The 17,461-nt window shown below is 71.7% G+C and carries 15 protein-coding genes; 5 read left to right on the forward strand and 10 right to left on the reverse strand.

Annotated features, from left to right (window positions below; translation table 11 throughout):
• The first annotated feature begins 7 nt into the window (after positions 1 to 7).
• Positions 8 to 1,384, forward strand: a complete 1,377-nt coding sequence (dprE1, locus tag FHS13_RS11710) for an FAD-binding protein (RefSeq protein ID WP_184291430.1) — start codon at positions 8 to 10, stop codon at positions 1,382 to 1,384.
• Positions 1,385 to 1,393: 9 nt separating this feature from the next.
• Positions 1,394 to 2,146, forward strand: a complete 753-nt coding sequence (dprE2, locus tag FHS13_RS11715) for a decaprenylphospho-beta-D-erythro-pentofuranosid-2-ulose 2-reductase (RefSeq protein ID WP_184291432.1) — start codon at positions 1,394 to 1,396, stop codon at positions 2,144 to 2,146.
• Positions 2,147 to 2,176: 30 nt separating this feature from the next.
• Here dprE2 and FHS13_RS11720 read toward each other — a convergent pair whose 3' ends face one another.
• The 8 genes from FHS13_RS11720 to FHS13_RS11755 form a co-directional block, all read right to left on the reverse strand.
• On the reverse strand, positions 2,177 to 3,532 hold the full coding sequence (locus FHS13_RS11720; protein ID WP_343064994.1) for an MFS transporter: 1,356 nt from the start codon (positions 3,530 to 3,532) through the stop codon (positions 2,177 to 2,179).
• On the reverse strand, positions 3,529 to 4,494 hold the full coding sequence (locus FHS13_RS11725) for an oxygenase MpaB family protein (RefSeq protein WP_184291434.1): 966 nt from the start codon (positions 4,492 to 4,494) through the stop codon (positions 3,529 to 3,531). The genes FHS13_RS11720 and FHS13_RS11725 overlap by 4 nt, the downstream gene beginning before the upstream one ends.
• Before the next feature lie 52 nt (positions 4,495 to 4,546).
• Entirely contained in the window at positions 4,547 to 5,497 is a 951-nt protein-coding gene (locus FHS13_RS11730) for an oxygenase MpaB family protein (RefSeq protein WP_184291436.1), read from the reverse strand.
• 223 nt (positions 5,498 to 5,720) lie between these two features.
• On the reverse strand, positions 5,721 to 6,305 hold the full coding sequence (locus FHS13_RS11735) for a GTP-binding protein (RefSeq protein WP_184291438.1): 585 nt from the start codon (positions 6,303 to 6,305) through the stop codon (positions 5,721 to 5,723).
• Complete coding sequence (locus FHS13_RS11740) at positions 6,286 to 6,723, reverse strand: DUF742 domain-containing protein (protein ID WP_184291440.1); 438 nt, start codon at positions 6,721 to 6,723, stop codon at positions 6,286 to 6,288. Before FHS13_RS11740 ends, FHS13_RS11735 begins: the two co-directional genes overlap by 20 nt.
• Positions 6,724 to 6,731: 8 nt before the next feature.
• Positions 6,732 to 7,178 (reverse strand): roadblock/LC7 domain-containing protein, encoded by a 447-nt coding sequence (locus FHS13_RS11745; RefSeq protein ID WP_184291442.1) that lies wholly within the window; start codon positions 7,176 to 7,178, stop codon positions 6,732 to 6,734.
• A gap of 2 nt (positions 7,179 to 7,180) precedes the next feature.
• The gene (locus tag FHS13_RS11750) at positions 7,181 to 9,631 is read right to left on the reverse strand and encodes a sensor histidine kinase (protein ID WP_184291444.1); all 2,451 of its coding nucleotides are present in this window, start codon (positions 9,629 to 9,631) and stop codon (positions 7,181 to 7,183) included.
• Between the two features lie 362 nt (positions 9,632 to 9,993).
• The gene (locus FHS13_RS11755) at positions 9,994 to 10,389 is read right to left on the reverse strand and encodes a DUF3592 domain-containing protein (RefSeq protein ID WP_184291446.1); all 396 of its coding nucleotides are present in this window, start codon (positions 10,387 to 10,389) and stop codon (positions 9,994 to 9,996) included.
• 225 nt (positions 10,390 to 10,614) lie between these two features.
• Here FHS13_RS11755 and FHS13_RS11760 point away from each other — a divergent pair, with 225 nt between their 5' ends.
• Entirely contained in the window at positions 10,615 to 11,406 is a 792-nt protein-coding gene (locus tag FHS13_RS11760; protein ID WP_184291448.1) for an endonuclease V, read from the forward strand.
• An 84-nt stretch (positions 11,407 to 11,490) separates the two neighbouring features.
• Here FHS13_RS11760 and FHS13_RS11765 read toward each other — a convergent pair whose 3' ends face one another.
• Complete coding sequence (locus FHS13_RS11765) at positions 11,491 to 12,930, reverse strand: GuaB1 family IMP dehydrogenase-related protein (RefSeq protein ID WP_184291450.1); 1,440 nt, start codon at positions 12,928 to 12,930, stop codon at positions 11,491 to 11,493.
• A 220-nt stretch (positions 12,931 to 13,150) separates the two neighbouring features.
• Between FHS13_RS11765 and FHS13_RS11770 the strand changes: the two genes are divergently transcribed.
• A complete protein-coding gene (locus tag FHS13_RS11770) occupies positions 13,151 to 14,092 on the forward strand; it encodes a CDP-alcohol phosphatidyltransferase family protein (RefSeq protein WP_184291452.1) in 942 nt (313 codons plus the stop codon).
• A gap of 66 nt (positions 14,093 to 14,158) precedes the next feature.
• On the opposite strand, the gene FHS13_RS11775 is transcribed toward FHS13_RS11770, so the two are convergent.
• Entirely contained in the window at positions 14,159 to 15,286 is a 1,128-nt protein-coding gene (locus tag FHS13_RS11775; RefSeq protein ID WP_184291454.1) for an acyltransferase family protein, read from the reverse strand.
• A 434-nt stretch (positions 15,287 to 15,720) separates the two neighbouring features.
• Here FHS13_RS11775 and FHS13_RS11780 point away from each other — a divergent pair, with 434 nt between their 5' ends.
• On the forward strand, positions 15,721 to 17,454 hold the full coding sequence (locus FHS13_RS11780; protein WP_184291456.1) for an amidohydrolase: 1,734 nt from the start codon (positions 15,721 to 15,723) through the stop codon (positions 17,452 to 17,454).
• The last annotated feature ends 7 nt before the right edge of the window (positions 17,455 to 17,461 follow it).

A 17,461-nucleotide genomic window follows, 5' to 3' on the forward strand; every position in this document is an offset into this window, starting at 1 on the left:
ACAGCACGTGAAACGCCGGCAGCGGGAGCGGACCCTGCTTCTCACCGGGTGGGGGCGCACCGCCCCCACCGCCGCCCGCGTGGTGCGGCCCCGCACCGCCGAGCAGGTCGCGGAGGCCCTGGCCGCGGCCGGACCGCGCGGCGCGATCGCCCGAGGGCTCGGCCGCTCCTACGGCGACGCCGCCCAGGCCGCCGGAGGACTGGTCCTGGACTGCACCGGTCTGACCGGCCCGATCCGGCTGGACACCGAACGCGGCGAGGTCACCGCCCCGGCCGGGACGAGCACGGGAAGGCTCATCGACCACCTGCTCGAACGCGGCTGGTTCGTCCCCGTCACCCCCGGGACCCGCCATGTCACCCTCGGCGGCGCGATCGCCGCCGACGTGCACGGCAAGAACCACCACGCGGACTCCTCCCTGGGGGCGCACCTGCGCTCCCTCACCGTGGCGGTGCCCGCGGGCGGGGTCCGCCGCGTCGGCCCGGACGGGGACGGGGCCGACCTGTTCTGGGCGACCGTGGGCGGCATGGGACTGACCGGGGTCGTCACCGAGGCCACGCTGTCGGTGCTTCCGGTGGAGACCGCCCACATGAAGGTGGACACCGACCGCACCGCCTCCCTCGAACGGTCCCTGGAGCTGATGTCGGCCGACAGCGGCCACCCGTACTCGGTCTGCTGGGTGGACCTGCTGGCGAAGGGGGCCGCGATGGGCCGGGGCGTGCTCACCCGCGCCCACCACGCGCGCGTGGCCGACCTGCCTCCTCCGCTGCGCCGCGCCCCCCTGCGCCACCGTGCCGCCGCCCTGCCTGCGGCTCCGCCCGAGATGCCGTTCGGCCTCCTCAACCGGTGGAGCGTGGGTGCGTTCAACACCGCCTACTTCTCCGCCGCGCCCCGGCGCCGCCGCAGCGAGGTCCGGCCCGCGGCCTCCTTCTTCCATCCCCTCGACGCGGTGCGGAACTGGAACCGGCTGTACGGCCCCCGCGGCCTCGTCCAGTACCAGTTCGTGCTCCCCCTCGGTGCCGAGGACACCCTCGCGGCCGTCATGGAGGGGCTGTCGCGGGCGGGGGCGCCCTCCTTCCTGGCCGTCCTCAAGCGGATGGGGGAGTCCGTCCCCGCCCCGCTGTCCTTCCCCCGGCCCGGTTGGACGCTCGCCGTCGACCTGCCCGCCGGGCTGCCCGGACTCGGTCCGCTGCTGCGTGGATTCGACGAGATGCTCCTGGCAGCGGGAGGGCGGCTCTACCTGGCCAAGGACAGCCGCACCGATGCCGCGACCGTCCGCGCCATGTACCCGGAACTGCCGGCCTGGCAGAGGGTGCGCGAGCGCGTCGACCCCGACGGGGTCCTCGTCTCCGACCTGGCCCGCCGCCTCGAACTCGTCCGACCGTGAGGGAGTACCATGCGCGACTCGACCGGACGGGTACGCACCGTCCTGCTGCTCGGAGGCCGCAGCGAGATCGGCCTGGCCGTCGTCGAGCGGCTCGTCCGCGACGGGGCGCGGGAGGTGGTGCTGGCCGCCCGGGGAGGGGCGGCCGACCCGCCCGGGACCCTGGCCGCCCTCGGGGCGACCCTCCACTCGGTGGACTTCGACGCGGCGCTTCCCGACACCCACACCGCCACCGTCGCCGAGGCCGTGTCCCTGGTGGGCGATCTGGACGTGGTGGTCGACGCGTTCGGTGTGCTCGGCGAGCAGTCCGAGTACGAGGCCGACCCGGCCGCGGCCGCCCGCGCCGCCGCGGTCAACTACACCGGGCACGTCTCCGCCGGCCTGGCGGTGGCCGCACGGCTGCGTGAGCAGGGCCACGGGGCGCTGGTCGTGCTGTCGTCGGTCGCCGGTGTACGGGTGCGCAGGTTCAACTTCGTGTACGGCTCGGCCAAGGCGGGCCTGGACGGCTTCGCCCAGGGGCTGGCCGACTCGCTGCACGGGAGCGGCGCCCGCGTCCTCGTGGTGCGCCCCGGCTACGTGCCCACCCGGATGTCGGCGCACGTGGCACCCGCGCCCTTCCCCGCCACGCCGGGGCAGGTCGCCGAGGCGGTCCGGTCGGGCCTGCGCTCGGGCGCCACCACGGTGTGGGTGCCGCGCGTGCTCGGGCCTCTCTTCACCGGCATGCGCCTACTGCCGCGCCCCCTCTGGCGCCGCCTGAACCGCTGACCGGCCCGGCCGCCGCCGGGCACGCCCCGGTCACGGCCGGCGTGTGTCGGCGGCGGTGAGGCGGTAGAAGGCGAGGGGGACCAGGCAGGAGAGCATGACCGCGGCCGGGACCAGCGTGCTGCCGACGAGCATGCCGCGCAGAGCCGTCTCGCTCTGCTGCACGACCTCGCCCGCGGAGGACTCCGCGTAGCCGCTCAGGGCCAGCGACAGCGACAGCAGGCCGGCGCCCACCGACTGGGCCAGGGCCTCGCCCGCGGTCCACACGCCCGACAGCACGCCGCCCTGGTGCCTCCCGTCGGGGGTGGCGGCCATGCAGTCCGCCAGCATCGACCACGGCAGCATGCCCGTGCCGGAGAGGCCGACGCCGACCAGGACCGACGAGGCCATCGCACCGGGCACACCCCAGACCGGGATGAGCAGCAGGCCGAGGCCTCCGAGGGTGAACACCCCGGCGGCGCAGGCCGCGGCCCGGCGCTTGTCCACACGCAGCGACAGCCGCCGCCACAGCGGGGCCGCGGCCATCAGCGGCACCAGCACGCACACCATGAGGATGCTCGTGTAGGCGGGCTCGCCCATGACATTGGCCGTCACGTAGGGAACACCCGCCACCATCGTCCCGCCGGCCGTGGCCATCAGCAGGTTGGCCGGGAACAGCACCCGGAAGTGCCGGTGGGCGAAGGCGATCCTCAGCTGGGCGGCGATCCCCTCGGTGCGGTGGGGGTGCACCGTGCGCGGGGCACGGCGGGTGCCGGCGACCGAGCCCAGCATCGACACCAGCAGCACGGCGCCCATGACCAGCCCCATGAGCCGGTATCCGGTCACCTCGTCACCCGCGGCCGACTGGATCACCGGGGCCAGCGCCCCGCCCAGCATCAGTGCCACCCCCACGAACACGGTCCGCCAGGCGGTGAACGTGGAACGCTCGTGGTAGTCGTCGGTGATCTCTCCGGGCATCGCCGCGTGCGGTACCTGGTACACCGACGAGGCCAGGGCCGCGGCCACGAACACCGCCGCCACGTAGGCAGCGGCGGCCCCGCCCTGGAGCGGCGGACCGGCGAACATCGCGGCGAACAGCACCGGCAGGGTCAGCGCACCCGCCAGCATCCAGGGCCGGCGCGGCCCCCAGCTCGAGCGGGTGCGGTCCGACCAGGCCCCGATGAGGGGGCTCGCGGCCAGGTCGGCGATCTTGGGCAGCAGGACCACCAGACCGGCCACCGCCGGGCTCACCGCGAGCGTGTCGGTCAGGTAGATGAGCAGGAGCAGCCCCGGGACGGTGTTGAAGACACCGGTGGCCAGGGCGCCGCTGCCGTACCAGGCGTGCACGGACCGCGGAAGGGGGGAGGCCGGCGGGGAGGAGGCCCCGGAGCGGGCGGGGACGGGAGTCACACGGCTCCGTCCGCGGAGGCCTCGGCCCTCTCGGCCCTCTCGGCCGGAGCGGTCTCTCCGCCGTACAGCTCCTCGTGGCCGACCGGGTCCACGTCGTGCGCCACCGGGCAGCTCGCCGGGAAGGTGCCGATCCGGTTGACGTCGTAGCCGCCGGGGTAGCTGCGGATGTTCGGGTTCTGGTCCGCCCACAGCGGCTCCTCGCGCGGCCTCATGCGGCGCACGACCTTCGCGCGCAGCTTCAGCGCCAGGTCGGCGCCCTTGCGCCAGGCCTTCGAGGGCGGGTCGTAGCGGAACGTCTCGATGAGGGACTCGTCGAGGATCGCCATGGAGAACTTGCGGGCCAGTCCCGAGACGCGGTCGGGGTAGAACGTCACCATGAGATCGAGGGTGGCGTCGGAGACGGCGCGGCCGCCGTCGGTGTAGGCGAAGTGCTCCGCCTCGTAGGAGTCCATGAGGTGGCGGAACTCCTCGTAGGTCTCGGGGATCTCCTTGATCCCCATGTACCTGCCGAGCTTGCGGTAGTAGTGCGTGATCGCCGCGACCTCGTGGTCGCTCAGGCGGCGCCAGCCGTAGCCGCGGTCGTTGATCCAGCGCACCGGCATGACGACGAAGGTGCTGAGCACGTAGAGGTAGTCGTCGTTGCTGATGTCGTAGGAGCGGTGCATCTGGTTCATCCGGCGCAGGGCGTCGCGGCCCTGCCCCGGTCCGAACCCGTACCGCATCATGTTGTTGAGGATCAGCGCGGTGTCGTCGTAGCGCTTCTGGGTCCGGCCCGTGAACTCGTCGGTCCGCCCCAGGAGCTCCCCGATGCTGGGGACGGCGTAGGTGCGGTACAGGGCCACGCCCAGTGCGCGCCCCATGTCCCAGGGGAACTCCTGGGACGTGAGGATCTGGACGATCCGTACGCAGTCGGCCTCGGCGTCCAGGCGATGGATCTCGTCTCGGAGGTCGAAACGCTTCATCGGGGGTCCTTAAGGGGGTAGGGGGTGGTGCCGGTGGGGTGTCGCGGAGCGGTCAGTCCTCGGTGGTGGGGGCCACGGCCTGTCCGGGGGCGGGCACGAGCGCGCCGGTGGCGGGCACCTCGACGGTGGCCATGCCGTGGGGAACCGGGCAGCCCTGGGGGAAGGTGCCGATCCGCGCCGGGTCGTAGCCCTCGGGGTAGCTGCGGACGTTGGGGCTCTGCCGGGCCCAGCGCGGTTCCTTCCGGGGCCTCATGCGGCGCACGACCTTCGCACGCAGCCTCAGGGCCCCCGAGGCGAGGGCGCGCCAGGTCTTCGAGGGTTCGGGGTAGCCGAACGCCTTCACGAGGCGGTCGTCCAGCAGGGCCTTGGTGAAGGGGCGCACCAGGGGCCTCTGCCAGGCGGGGTAGAAGCCCGCCATCAGCTCCAGGGTGGCGTCGGAGACGGCGCGGCCGCCGTCGGTGTAGGCGAAGTGCTCCGCCTCGTAGGAGTCCATGAGGTGGCGGAACTCCTCGTAGGTCTCGGGGATCTCCTTGATCCCCATGTGCCTGCCGAGCTTGCGGTAGTAGTTCGTGTGGGCGGCGGTCTCGTGGTCGCTCAGGCAGCGCCAGCCGTAGCCGTGGTCGTTGATCCAGCGCACCGGCATGACGACGAAGGTGCTGAGCACGTAGAGGTAGTCGTCGTTGCTGATGTCGTAGGAGCGGTGCATCTGGTTCATCCGGCGCAGGGCGTCGCGTCCCCGGCCCGGTCCGAACCCGTGCTCCATGATGTCGTTGAGGATCAGCGCGGTGTCGTCGTAGCGGTGCTGGGTGCGTTCGGTGAACTCCCGGGTGTCGGCCAGCAGCTGTCCGACGCTGGGGACGGCGTAGGTGCGGTACAGGGCCAGACCCAGGGCCTGCTCGATGTCCCAGGGGAACTCGTGGGCCGCCAGGATGCGCGCGATCTCCTCGCAGTCCGCCTCCGCGTCCAGCGTGTGGATCCTGTCTCGCCACTCGAACCGCTTCATCAGGTGGAACTCCAGTCGCCTTCTCGGCCCGCCCGCGACGGGACAGGGTCTGCGGGTGCTTCAGGGGCGCACTTTACCCGGAAGGCCCTTCTGTAGAGGAGACCTGGGGGCCTCTGTTCCCTTGTGGCCGGAAAACCGTGTCCTGTCCGTCATCATGCGGTCGCTCAGGGGAACAGCACAAAGGGCGGGAGGACCTGCGTCCCCCCGCCCTCGGCAGGTTCGGTCAGACGGCCACGCTCTCGGCCACGCGGTTGACCAGGGCCAGCAGGACCTGCTTGGACGACTCGCGCCTGCGTGCGTCGCACAGCACCACGGGGACCGAGGGGGCCAGGCTCAGTGCGGCCCGCACCTCCTCGGCCTCGTAGGCGTAGGAGTCGTCGAAGCAGTTCACCGCCACCACGAAGGGCACGCCGCGCCGCTCGAAGAAGTCCACCGAGGCGAAGCAGGTCTCCAGACGGCGGGTGTCGGCGATGACGATCGCCCCCAGCGCGCCCTCGGACAGCTCGTCCCACATGAACCAGAACCGCTCCTGTCCGGGCGTGCCGAACAGGTACAGCACGAGGTTGGGACTGATGGTGATGCGTCCGAAGTCCAGCGCCACGGTGGTCGTCGTCTTGGACTCCACCCCGGACAGGTCGTCGACCCCGAAGCTGGCCTCGGTCATCACCTCCTCGGTGCTCAGCGGGGGGATTTCGCTGACCGACCCGACCAACGTGGTCTTGCCGGCCCCGAAACCGCCCGCCACCAGGATCTTCAGGGCCGAGGGAACGGCCTCCTGGGAGCGCGGGTCAGAGTCGTTCGATGCCATCGAGAACCGCCTGGAGTACGTCCCGGCTCACCGGGCTCTTCGCTGTGTAGGGTGCGCGGGCCAGGGCCAGGCCGCGGTTGAGGAGGTCGCTGAGCAGGACCTTGACGACTGCCACCGGGATGTCCAGGTGCGCGGACACCTCGGCGACCGACTGGGGGTGTCGGCACAGCTCCAGGATGCGGAGCTGTTCGGGTTCCAGCGCCATCTCGTCGACGTCGGCCCGTTTGGCCGCGATCACCACGCTGATCATGTCCAGCCGCACCGCGTCGTCGTGTTCACGGCCCTGCGCGATCACGTACGGGCGGACGAGCGGACCTGCGTCCGGCTGCTCGGCCGCGAGGTCCTCCGGAGCCGCCTCCGTATCGCGGAGCGGCGGCTCGTAGGCCTCGCCGGGGTCGAACTCGTTGTGCGCTTGCATGACGGCCCCTATCGTGTGGCTTCTCCAGCGTCGCCCTCGTGCCGGGGGGCGGCGCCCATGTATCGGCCCACCTGCTCGACCAGGACATTCATCTCGTAGGCGATCAGGCCCACGTCCGCGCTCTCCTGGGCCAGGACGGCCAGGCAGGCGCCCCGTCCCGCGCCGGTGACGAAGAGGTACGCGCTCTCCATCTCCACGACGGTCTGGAGCACCTCGCCGCCGCCGAAGTGGCGGCCGGTGCCGCGTGCCAGGCTCTGGAAGGCGGACGCCACGGCCGACAGGTGCTCGGCGTCGTCCTTGGCCAGCCCGCGGGAGCGGCCGATCAACAGGCCGTCGGCGGAGAGCACGATGGCGTGCCGGGAGCCGACCGCGCGGTCGAGGAGCTCGTCCAGCAGCCAGTCGATGTCCTTCTTGCTCGAGTCCTCGTGGTCGGAGCTCTCGGAAGTACTCGTCACGGTTACGCGTCCTTGTCGGTCTCGTCGGTCTGCTGCTTGCCGGCGCGCCGGCCCCGGTCCGTTCCCTTCTGGAACGCGGTCATGTTCCGGCGCAGCCGGGACAGCCGCTCACTGGTGTCGGCGGGCCGGGGACGTTCCGCGGAGGAGGATCCCTCCGCCGCCGCGGGTCCGCCCCGGGGGTCGGGCGCGGGGTCGGAGGCCAGCTGCGGGGCCAGGTTCTGCTGGGGCCTGCGTCTGGGGAGCGGAGGGCGTCCGCCGCCCGCCTCGACCGTCTCCCCGGTGTCCGGGGCCGGTGCCGGGGAGACGGCCGGCCTGCGGGTGGGCAGAGGAGGGCGGTCGGCGGAGCCACCGTCCTCGCCCTCCGGGCCGGTGCCCGCGGGGTCCTGGGGCTCCGGCGTCCCGGGGGACGTGTCCGAGGGCGCGGGGACCGCTGTCAGCGCGGGGGAGGACACGGCCTTCAGTGCGCCCTCGGGGGTGCGGTCGGCGACCTCGCGCACCTCCCAGATGTCCTCCTCCTCGGAGGGTTTCCCGGAGACGGAGGCGCGGTCGCCGGAGATCAGCTCGTGGGGGAGCAGGACGATCGCCTGCACGCCGCCGTAGGGCGACGGGCGCAGGTGCACCTTGATGCCGTGGCGGTGGGCCAGGTGGGAGACCACGAACAGGCCGAGGCGCATCTTCTCGTTGAGGCGCATCACGTCGAACTCGGGCGGGTCGGCGAGGAGCGCGTTGGCCGAGGCGAACTCGTCGTCGGTCATGCCGAGTCCCCGGTCCTCCACCTCGATGGTCACACCGTTGGGGACCTCGTCGCTGCTCAGGCGCACGTGGGTGTGCGGCGGGGAGAACATCGCGGCGTTGTCGACCAGCTCGGCGACCAGGTGGATGACGTCGGCGACGGCGGGGCCGTTGAGGTGGACGCGGGCGATCCGCTCGCGCTTGACGCGGGTGTAGTCGCCCGACTCGGAGATGGCGCCGCGCAGCACGTCGATCAGCGGCATCGGCCGGTGCCAGGTGCGGCCGGGCGCCTCACCGCCGAGGATCAGCAGGTTCTCGGCGTTGCGGCGCGAGCGCGTGGCCAGGTGGTCGAGCTTGAAGAGCTGCGAGAGCTGCTCCGGGTCCTCCTGCTCGCGTTCCATCTTGTCGAGGAGGCGCAGCTGGCGGTGGACCAGCGTCTGGCTGCGGTGCGCGATGTTGAGGAACACGCGGTTGATGCCCTGGCGGAGCTCGGTCTGCTGGACGGCCTCGTCCACCGCGGCGCGCTGGGCGGTGTTGAACGCCTTGGCGACGTCACCGATCTCGTCGTCGGAGGTCGACAGCTGGGGCAGTGCCGAGTCGATGTCCACGTGCTCGCCGGCGTGCAGGCGGCGCATGATGTCGGGCAGCCGGTTCCGGGTCAGGTCGTCGGCGCCGTCGCGCAGCGTCGTCAGCCGGGTGGTGAGGGACAGGGAGGACCGGCGGGCGAGCAGGAAGGCGGCCGCGACGACCAGGGCCACGGCGAGGCTGCTGACGGCGGCCACGAGAACGGCCCGGTTGGCCTGGGCCGCGGTGACGTCGGAGGCGTGCAGGGCCTCGTCCGCGCCGATCTCGGTGAACTCGAGCACGACGTACTCGAAGTCGGAGTACCAGGCCTCGGCGTCCACCGGCATGGACAGGTCCTCGACCTCGGTCGGGAGGAGGGTGACCGGGTCGGTGACCGTCTCCGTCCGGACCTGGCGGTCCATGATCTGCTCCTGCATCGAGAGCAGGTTCGCGTACTCGGGGCTGTCGAGCACGGCCTGGAGCCGGTCGGCCTGCCCCGGACCGCTCAGGTAGGGGCCGTTGGCGGCGAGGAGGCTCTGGTAGGCGCCCACCAGTTCGGTGAACTCGCGCTGGTCCTCCACCGTCAGCTCGTCGTTGGCGAAGGCCCGGGAGAGCTGGGCATCGGTGCGCGCGAACAGGTCGACGGTGCGGAACATCTGGGTCGCCGTGACACCCGGTTTCACCGCGGCGGTGATGTTGCCCTCGCGGGCCTGGCTGTCGAAGGAGTTGGCGCCGTGGAGGATCAGACCGTTGTAGTACTCCAGGACCTCGTCACGGGTGGCGCTGCCGTCGTCCACGGCCAGGCGGATGTCGCCGATCCTGCCGTACTCGGCGTGCAGTGTCTCGATGTGCCGGCCGGCGTCCCCGGGGGCGAGGTCGGCGAAGTCGATGAGCTCTCCGATGACGGAGCCGAGGGACTCGTCGGTGCTCGTGCGGGCCTCGGCCAGCTGTTCGGCCAGCTCCCGGCTCCCCGGGTTCTCGATGAACGCGATGGTCCGGGCCCGCTCGTGCATGGCGTCGACGAGGCCGACGGCGGCGGGCGTCACCATGCTCTCGGTCGCCCGCGAGCGGAGCAGCTGGAGGGTCGCGTCGTAGGCCAGGACCGAGGTGAGGATCAACCAGAGCGCCACCAGGGCGGCGGTGGGAATCGTGACCATCGTGCGGATGCGGGAGGCGATCGTCCGCCTGCGACGTTGTGGTAATGCCTGCACGGTTCTCCTGTCGATCCGCGTGAAGTCTTCTCGGATGCGGCGTCGGGGAAACGGCCGCGGGTGCCTCGGGGTCTGCACCTCTCTGTCCACGGGTTCGTCCGACTCGGGTGGTCGGAGCGGAACGCCCCGTAGGGTGACCACTCATGCGGCTTTTCGGCGTTGGAGATCGTATCTCGGAAGGAAAACGGCGAAATATCCGGGTGGTGGGGGCAGTCTGCCACGAAGAGCGGGATGTCCACATCTTCGGAGGGCTGATGCGGACTGGATACTACTCTCCGGAATTACATGGGACGTACGTCACATATGGCTCAACGCCACTCCAAATATCCCAGGAAGGCACCGCTGAGCACCAGGATCGCTCCCAGCGTGCCGAACATGCCGCGCACCCAGTGCGACAGCCACGGAGCGGCCACGATCCGGGCCAGGTCGGGCCGGGCCGGATCGTAGGCCACGGTGACGATCTCTCCCGCCCTGGATGCCGTCCACCCGGTGCTCTCGTGTTCGGCGTGGACCTCCTGCCCCTCCTCGGTGCGGAACTGCACGATCATCCGGGAGGCCGCCGAGGTCTCCCGGTAGCCGATCACCCTCCCCTTCGCACGCACGCCGTACCTGGCCAGGCGCCGGTCGAGCCGGCTGTTGCGGTTCACGGTCCAGAGGAGGACCAGGCCCGCGACGAGGGGGAGGAGCGGGTACAGCTGGGACATCGCCAGGGGTGTCCTCTCAGGAGACTGCCGGGAAGGAGGGAGAAGCGCCCAGGTCGGAGCCGTCGCACACGTCCTGGGTCGGGAGGCCGCCGACGGGCGGCGACAGGGTAGCGCGGACCGGCCTGGGGGGAACAGATGCTCCGGGTGTGCGGACAGGCGGCCGGCAGCCCCCGATGATGGGGTGGCGGCAGCGTGTCAGGAGGAAGCGGAAAGGAGCGGGAGGCGATGTCGGAGATCGCAGAGCGGGTCGGGAGGATCCTGGACGACCCGAACAACTGGCCGGACGACCCGAAGGAGGCGGTCGCGCTCCAGCGGCGCCTGGCCGGCAGGGTCAGGGTGGAACCTCTCGACGTCGACTCCGTGCGCCTGGTCGCCGGACTCGACGTCAGCTACGCGAAGGACAACACGGCGCTGTCGGCGGCCGCGGTGGTCATGGACGTGCGCACCCTGGAGGTGGTCGAGTCGGTCGCCATCGCCTCGGAACCCTCGTTCCCCTACATCTCCGGGTTGTTCGGCTTCCGCGAGTCACCGCCGGTCCTGGAGGCGCTCGGGCAGCTCACGACCACCCCCGACGTGTACCTGTGCGACGGCTTCGGCCTGGCCCACCCGCGCCGCTTCGGGGTCGCCTGCCACCTGGGCGTCCTGCTCGACCTGCCGGTGGTGGGATCGGCCAAGTCGGTGCTCTACGGCAAACACGCGGTCCCCGGGGAGGAGCGCGGATCGTGGACGCCCATGGTGGCGGGTATCTCCGAGGTCGTCCCCGACTCGGCGGCCCTCGCGGAACAGGGCAAGGAGGTCATCGGCCGGTCCCTGCGCACCCGGACCGGGGTCAAGCCCGTCTACGTGTCCGTCGGCCACAGGGTCGATCTGGAGGGCGCCGCCGAGCTGGTCCTGCGCCTGTCGCCCAAGTACCGGGTGCCCGAGCCGGTCCGCCACGCCGACCGGCTGTGCGGTGAGCACCGCAAGGCGGTGCTGGCCGCCAAGGAGGCCGGTGAGGACCTCCCCGTCTTCTCCTGAGCTCCGGATGCGCGGGAGGACGGCCGGCGTCCTCCCGCGCACGGGCCCCGGCGGGAGCCGGGGCGTGTCCCGCGCGTCCCCGTCCTACCAGCTGGTGGGGACCGGGCGGCCCTCGTTGTACCCGGCGGCGCTCTGCACACCCACGACGGCGCGCTCGTGGAACTCCTCCAGCGAGGACGCACCCGCGTACGTCATCGAGCTGCGCACACCCGCGACGATCTGGTCGATCAGGTCCTCGACACCCGGGCGCTCCGGGTCCAGGTACATGCGGCCCGTGGAGATGCCCTCCTCGAACAGGGCCTTGCGGGCCCGCTCGAAGGGGGAGTCGTCGGCGGTGCGCAGCCGGACCGCGCGGGCCGAGGCCATGCCGAAGCTCTCCTTGTACTGGCGGCCCTCGGCGTCGCGCATCACGTCGCCGGGCGACTCGTAGGTGCCGGCGAACCAGGAGCCGACCATCACGTTGGACGCGCCCGCGGCCAGGGCCAGCGCCACGTCGCGCGGGTGGCGCACGCCGCCGTCCGCCCACACGTGCCCGCCCAGGGCGCGGGCGGCCTCCGCGCACTCCAGCACGGCGGAGAACTGCGGGCGGCCCACCGCCGTCATCATGCGGGTGGTGCACATCGCGCCCGGACCCACGCCGACCTTGACGATGTCGGCGCCGGCCTCGATCAGGTCGCGGGTGCCCTGGGCGGTGACGACGTTGCCCGCCACGATCGGCACGGAGGGCGACAGGGCGCGGACCCGCCCGACGGCGGAGAGCATCTTCTCCTGGTGGCCGTGCGCGGTGTCGATCACCAGGGTGTCCACCCCGGCATCCAGCAGTTCGGCGGCCTTGCCCGCGACGTCGCCGTTGATGCCGACGGCGGCGGCCACCCGCAGACGGCCCCCGGCGTCCACGGCGGGTGTGTACAGGGTGGAGCGCAGGGCGCCGGTACGGGTCAGCACCCCGACCAGGGCGCCCTCGCCGTCGACCACCGGTGCCAGCCGGTGCCGGTGGCCGTTCAGCACCCCGAACGCCTTCTGCGGCTCGGTGTCCTCGGGAAGGGTGAGCAGCTCCGCGGACATGACGTCGCGCAGCTGCGTGAAGCGGTCCACCCCCGCGCAGTCGGCCTCGGTGACCACCCCGACCGGGCGGCGGAGCCCGTCGACGACGATCACGGCGTTGTGCGCGCGCTTGGGCAGCAGGTTGAGCGCTTCGCCGACGGTACTGGCGGGGTTCAGGGTGATGGCGGTGTCATGGACCAGATGGCGCTGCTTGGTCCAGGCGACGACGTCGGAGACCACGTCGATGGGGATGTCCTGCGGGATGACCGCGATGCCGCCGCGCCGGGCCACGGTCTCGGCCATGCGCCGGCCCGCGACGGCCGTCATGTTCGAGACCACGATCGGGATGGTGGTGCCGGTGCCGTCCTGTGACGACAGGTCCACGCTCAGACGGGAACCGACAGAGCTCCTGCCCGGAACCATGAACACGTCGCTGTAGGTCAGGTCCTGCTGGGGAATCTGGTCGTTGAGAAAACGCACTACCTCTACCTCGGTCGGGACCCAAGGGGGCGGGCCGTCCGCCGCGCGCGGCCGCCGGCCTGCCTCCTCCTGCCGGTCAAGTATGCCTCTCCGATTGGCTCGTACGGCCTCCTGTCTGGCATGATGACTCGATTCCCACCACAGAGCCCTCCCCCCTGTACCCGGCAGTGCTTTGTCGTCGACACGGGGTTCGCCGGGCGTTTTCCCTGGAGAGACACGCATGCCGCGCTTTTCGCTCGCGCAAGTCAAGGAAGAGACCTACAAGGCCAAGGATGCCTGGTGGACCGTCTTCCTGGTCGACCCCCTGGCGGGCCGACTGGTCGTCTGGACCGCGAACCGCACCGAGATCACGCCCAACCAGTTGACGCTGGGAGCCGGTGTGCTGGGTCTGCTGTCGGCTGTGAGCTTCGCCATGCCCGCCGTCGGGGTGGGGGCCGGATGGGCCTGGCTGCTGGCGGGGGCCCTGTTGTTCCACCTCAGCTTCGTGCTGGACTGCATGGACGGCAAGATCGCCCGCCTCAAGGGGACGGGGTCGGTCTTCGGGGGCTGGGTCGACTTCGTGTTCGACCGCATCCGCTTCTTCGCGTGCGTCATGGCCCTGCTGATCGGGCAGTGGGTGGTCACCGGTGACGTGGCCTACCTCATCGCGGCCCCGGTCGTCGTCTTCTTCGACCTGCTGCGCTACCTCAACGGCTCCCAGGTGGCCAAGACGCGGCGGGCCATGCGCAGGGCCCTTGCCGAGCTGGTGGGCGACACCGAGGAACTCCGCGTCGACGCCGCCAAGGGCCTGGGCCGGGTCAGCCCCGAGGACGACGAGATGGACGAGGCCTCGGCCGCTCCCGCGCCTCCCGTCCGCAGGAGCCGCTACGCCCGGGCGCGCGACTTCCTGCTCCGCCACCGCGTGCGCCCGCACCTGTTCAGCGGTATCGAGTACGAGATGTTCCTGTGCGTGGTGGCCCCGGTGACCGTCCTGGTCTCTCTGTTCACCCCGCTGGACGGCCTCATCCTTCCCGTCGCGGCCTTCTCCGTCCTGGCACTGCTCTTCTTCGAGGTCGTGCTGGTGCTGCGGCTGTGGAGGGAGGCGCGCCGCTTCGAGTCGCGGCGCCGCTACCTGCTCGACGCCGGGATGACCCCTCTGCGCAACAGGGGCGGCCAGAGCTGATCCGGCCGATACGGGCGGGGCGGTGCCGGTCGGCACCGCCCCGCCTTCGCCGTTGCGGGCAGGCCGTCAGGCCCGGCTGCCGCTTCCGGCCGACTCGCGCTCGGCGGGCCGGGGGGTGTCGGGCAGGGGCTTGAGGAACCAGGTGGACCGGGGCTCCACCGCCCAGCGCAGGCAGGCCCGGACCCAAGGGCTGCACAGCAGCAGGACGAGGCCCGCCGCCAGGAGCAGGGTGGCGACCGTGCCCACGGGGCCGGTCGCGACGTCGTACCAAGGGGTCATGCGGAGCGGCTCCATGAGCGCGGCGTGGCCGAGGTAGACGTACAGGGTGTAGGCACCCAGGTCGGTGAACCAGGTGCGCCGCTTGGGGGTCAGGGCCAGGAAGGCGATGCTCATTGCCAGGGCGATTCCCAGGAAGGCCAGCCGGATGCCGAGGCCGGGCAGCAGGGGGTCGATGTCGCGGTCGGTCAGGCTGCTGCTCAGGAAGAGCCAGTCCGTGCTCAGCTCCTGGGAGGCGGGTACCGCCAGCAGGGCCGTCACGCCCATCACGGCCACGGCGCCGACACGCACCCACAGCTTGTCGAGGAGGGCGAGGTGCTCCCTGCGCAGGGTCAGGCCCAGGACGAAGAAGGGCAGGAAGCTGAGCACGCGGCCGATGGCCAGGGTTCCGCTGCCCAGGTCGGTGGTGGCGGCGCAGACCGAGACGACGAGGGCGACCGCCACCGGCCGGCGGAGCCGCTGCCAGACCGGGACGCTCAGTCGCCAGAGGAACAGCGCGACGAGGAACCACAGGGCGTAGGTCGGCTGGAGCAGCGACAGCGCGTCGGGCAGGCTTCCGCGCTGGAGGGCATGGACGGCGTGGTCGACGGCCCAGAAGACGAGGTAGGGCACGGCCAGGGTCAGGATCAGCTTCTCGACGCGCCGGGGCGACGTCGTGAAGGAACGCGACAGGTACCCGCTGATCAGGATGAACGCGGGCATGTGGAAGAAGTAGATCCAGTAGTACAGGACGTTGGCGGGACCGTAGTCGCGCATGGGCCCGAGCATGTGGCCGACGACCACCAGCCCGATGAGGAGGAACTTGGCGTTGTCCAGGCGGGCGTCGCGGGCCGGGGTCGTCTCCGCCGCGGCGGGGTTGCTCTCGGCCGTCGGGGAGGCCGCGCCCCGGTCGGGGCGGCGGTCTTCCGGTTCGGTCATGGATGAGGCCACGAGTGGACTCCGAAGTCGAATCGTAACTGTTCGTGTTCAATTTTCCGTGCATGAGGTCACACGGAGGTGTGGGGGAGTCGAGCGGCCGATGCCGTGCGGTGCACGCGGAGGGCACCGGGGAACCGGGCACGTGTGCCGTTACATTACTGTGATGTAAATCGATGCGCCAGCGGTTCGCACGGTTTTCCCGGGAAATCCGCTTCGGGTGCCTGCCCTCGGGGAAGCGGGCCTCTGCGCGTACAGGCCGGGCAAACAGGGTGCCCAGGCCGTTCTTCCGTGATCAGACCTTAACCCACCTACGCGGTGGCGGGGGAACGAAGGGAGGACATGTCAGTGTGGGTGGGGGGCGTCCGCGCCGATAGGCTGTGCCGTCAGGCAGTGGCCCCGGGACAGCAGACCCGGTCGAGATACGAGAAAAGGCGGTGGAAACCGTGCCGCACGCGGTGGACCCGAGCCGTGCCGCCCAGCACGGGAGTGTGGTCATGCGACTCCTCGACGAGCTGTTCCCGCTCGTGGAGGGGTTTTACGTCGACCTCCACAAGAATCCGGAACTCTCCCACGCCGAGCACCGCACCGCCAGCGCCGTGGCCGAGTGGCTCAGCCGGGCCGACTACGAGGTCCACACGGGCATCGGCGGCACCGGTGTGGTCGGCATCCTGCGCAACGGCCCCGGCCCCACGGTCATGCTGCGCGCCGACATGGACGCCCTCCCCGTCGAGGAGCGGACCGGTCTGCCCTACGCCAGCACCGCCCGCGCCGTCGACGCCGACGGCACCGAGGTCCCCGTCATGCACGCGTGCGGCCACGACGCCCACACCGCCTGCCTGGTGGGAGCCGCCGACCTCCTCGCCGAGACGCGCCAGGAGTGGTCGGGCACCGTGATGATCGTCGCCCAGCCCGCCGAGGAGTCCCTGGAGGGGGCGCAGGCCATGCTGGAGGACGGCCTGTTCGAACGCTTCGGCCGCCCCGACATCGTCCTGGGCCAGCACCTGGGCCCCCAGCCCGCCGGACTCATCTCGCACCGGGCCGGGATCATCCTCGGCTCGTCCCACTCCTACCGGGTGCGCATCCACGGTGAGGGCGGCCACGCCTCCCAGCCCAACGCCACCGTCGACCCGGTGCTCATCGCGGCGAACATCGTCACCCGTCTGCAGGGCGTGGTCTCCCGCGAGATCAGCCCGAGCGAGATGGCGGTGCTCACCGTCGGCAGGATCCAGGCGGGTACCACGGCCAACATCATCCCGGACGAGGCCTACCTGGAGATCAACACCCGCGCGCTCAACGACAACGTCGCCGCGCAGCTGGAGGCGGCCATCGAGCGGATCGTGAACGCCGAGGCCGCCGCCTCCGGGGCGATCCGCCCGCCCTCCGTCGAGCGCTTCCAGAGCGCGGGGGTCACCCGCAACGACCCGGACGGCACCGCCGACGTCGCGGCCGCGCACCACGCGTACTTCGGCGAGGACTACGTCATCCACCTTCCGGACCCCTTCCCGGCCACGGAGGACTTCGGCCGCTTCGGGCTGCCCGGCGACCCGCAGCCGATCCCGTACGTGTTCTGGTTCGTGGGAGCGACGCCGCACGACGTCTGGGAGACGGCCCCAGGTGACACCCCCTACGAGAAGATGGGCAACGTTCCCGGCACCCATTCGCCCTTCTTCGCACCCGCCCGCGAACCCGCGCTGCGGGCCGGGCTCGCGGCGCTCACCGTCGCGGCGCTGACCTACCTGGGCAGCGACCGGGGGAGCGTGCAGGGACAGGCGCTTCCGCCGACCGCGGTGCACGGCCCGCCGCCCGGCGAGGCCCCCGCGGCCGACGCCCCGCCGCCGTCCGGTCTTCCCGACTCCGAGGCCTACGACAGCGCCTACCTCGCCGCCACCCCGTGGCCCGCCTACGGGGAGGAGCGCGCCAAGTCCACCCACGAGGCCGACATGGGCGCCATGATGGAGGCCCAGGACGAGGAGCTCCGCGAGGAGTGGCGCAGCGGGAAGGTCGAGGAGTCCACGATGTCGGCGGACATGGCCGCGTTCCTGGACGACGAGCCCCAGGGGCCGCCCGCCGGACGCTCCTACGGCGGTCCGCCGCCGCAGGGCAGCGCCCACCAGGCGCCGCCCCCCGGGCGCGACGACGGCCGGCCCGGCTCCGAGTACCCTCTCTGACCTCCTG

Source organism: Nocardiopsis algeriensis, assembly GCF_014203695.1.
Classification (GTDB): Bacteria; Actinomycetota; Actinomycetes; order Streptosporangiales; family Streptosporangiaceae; genus Nocardiopsis; species Nocardiopsis algeriensis.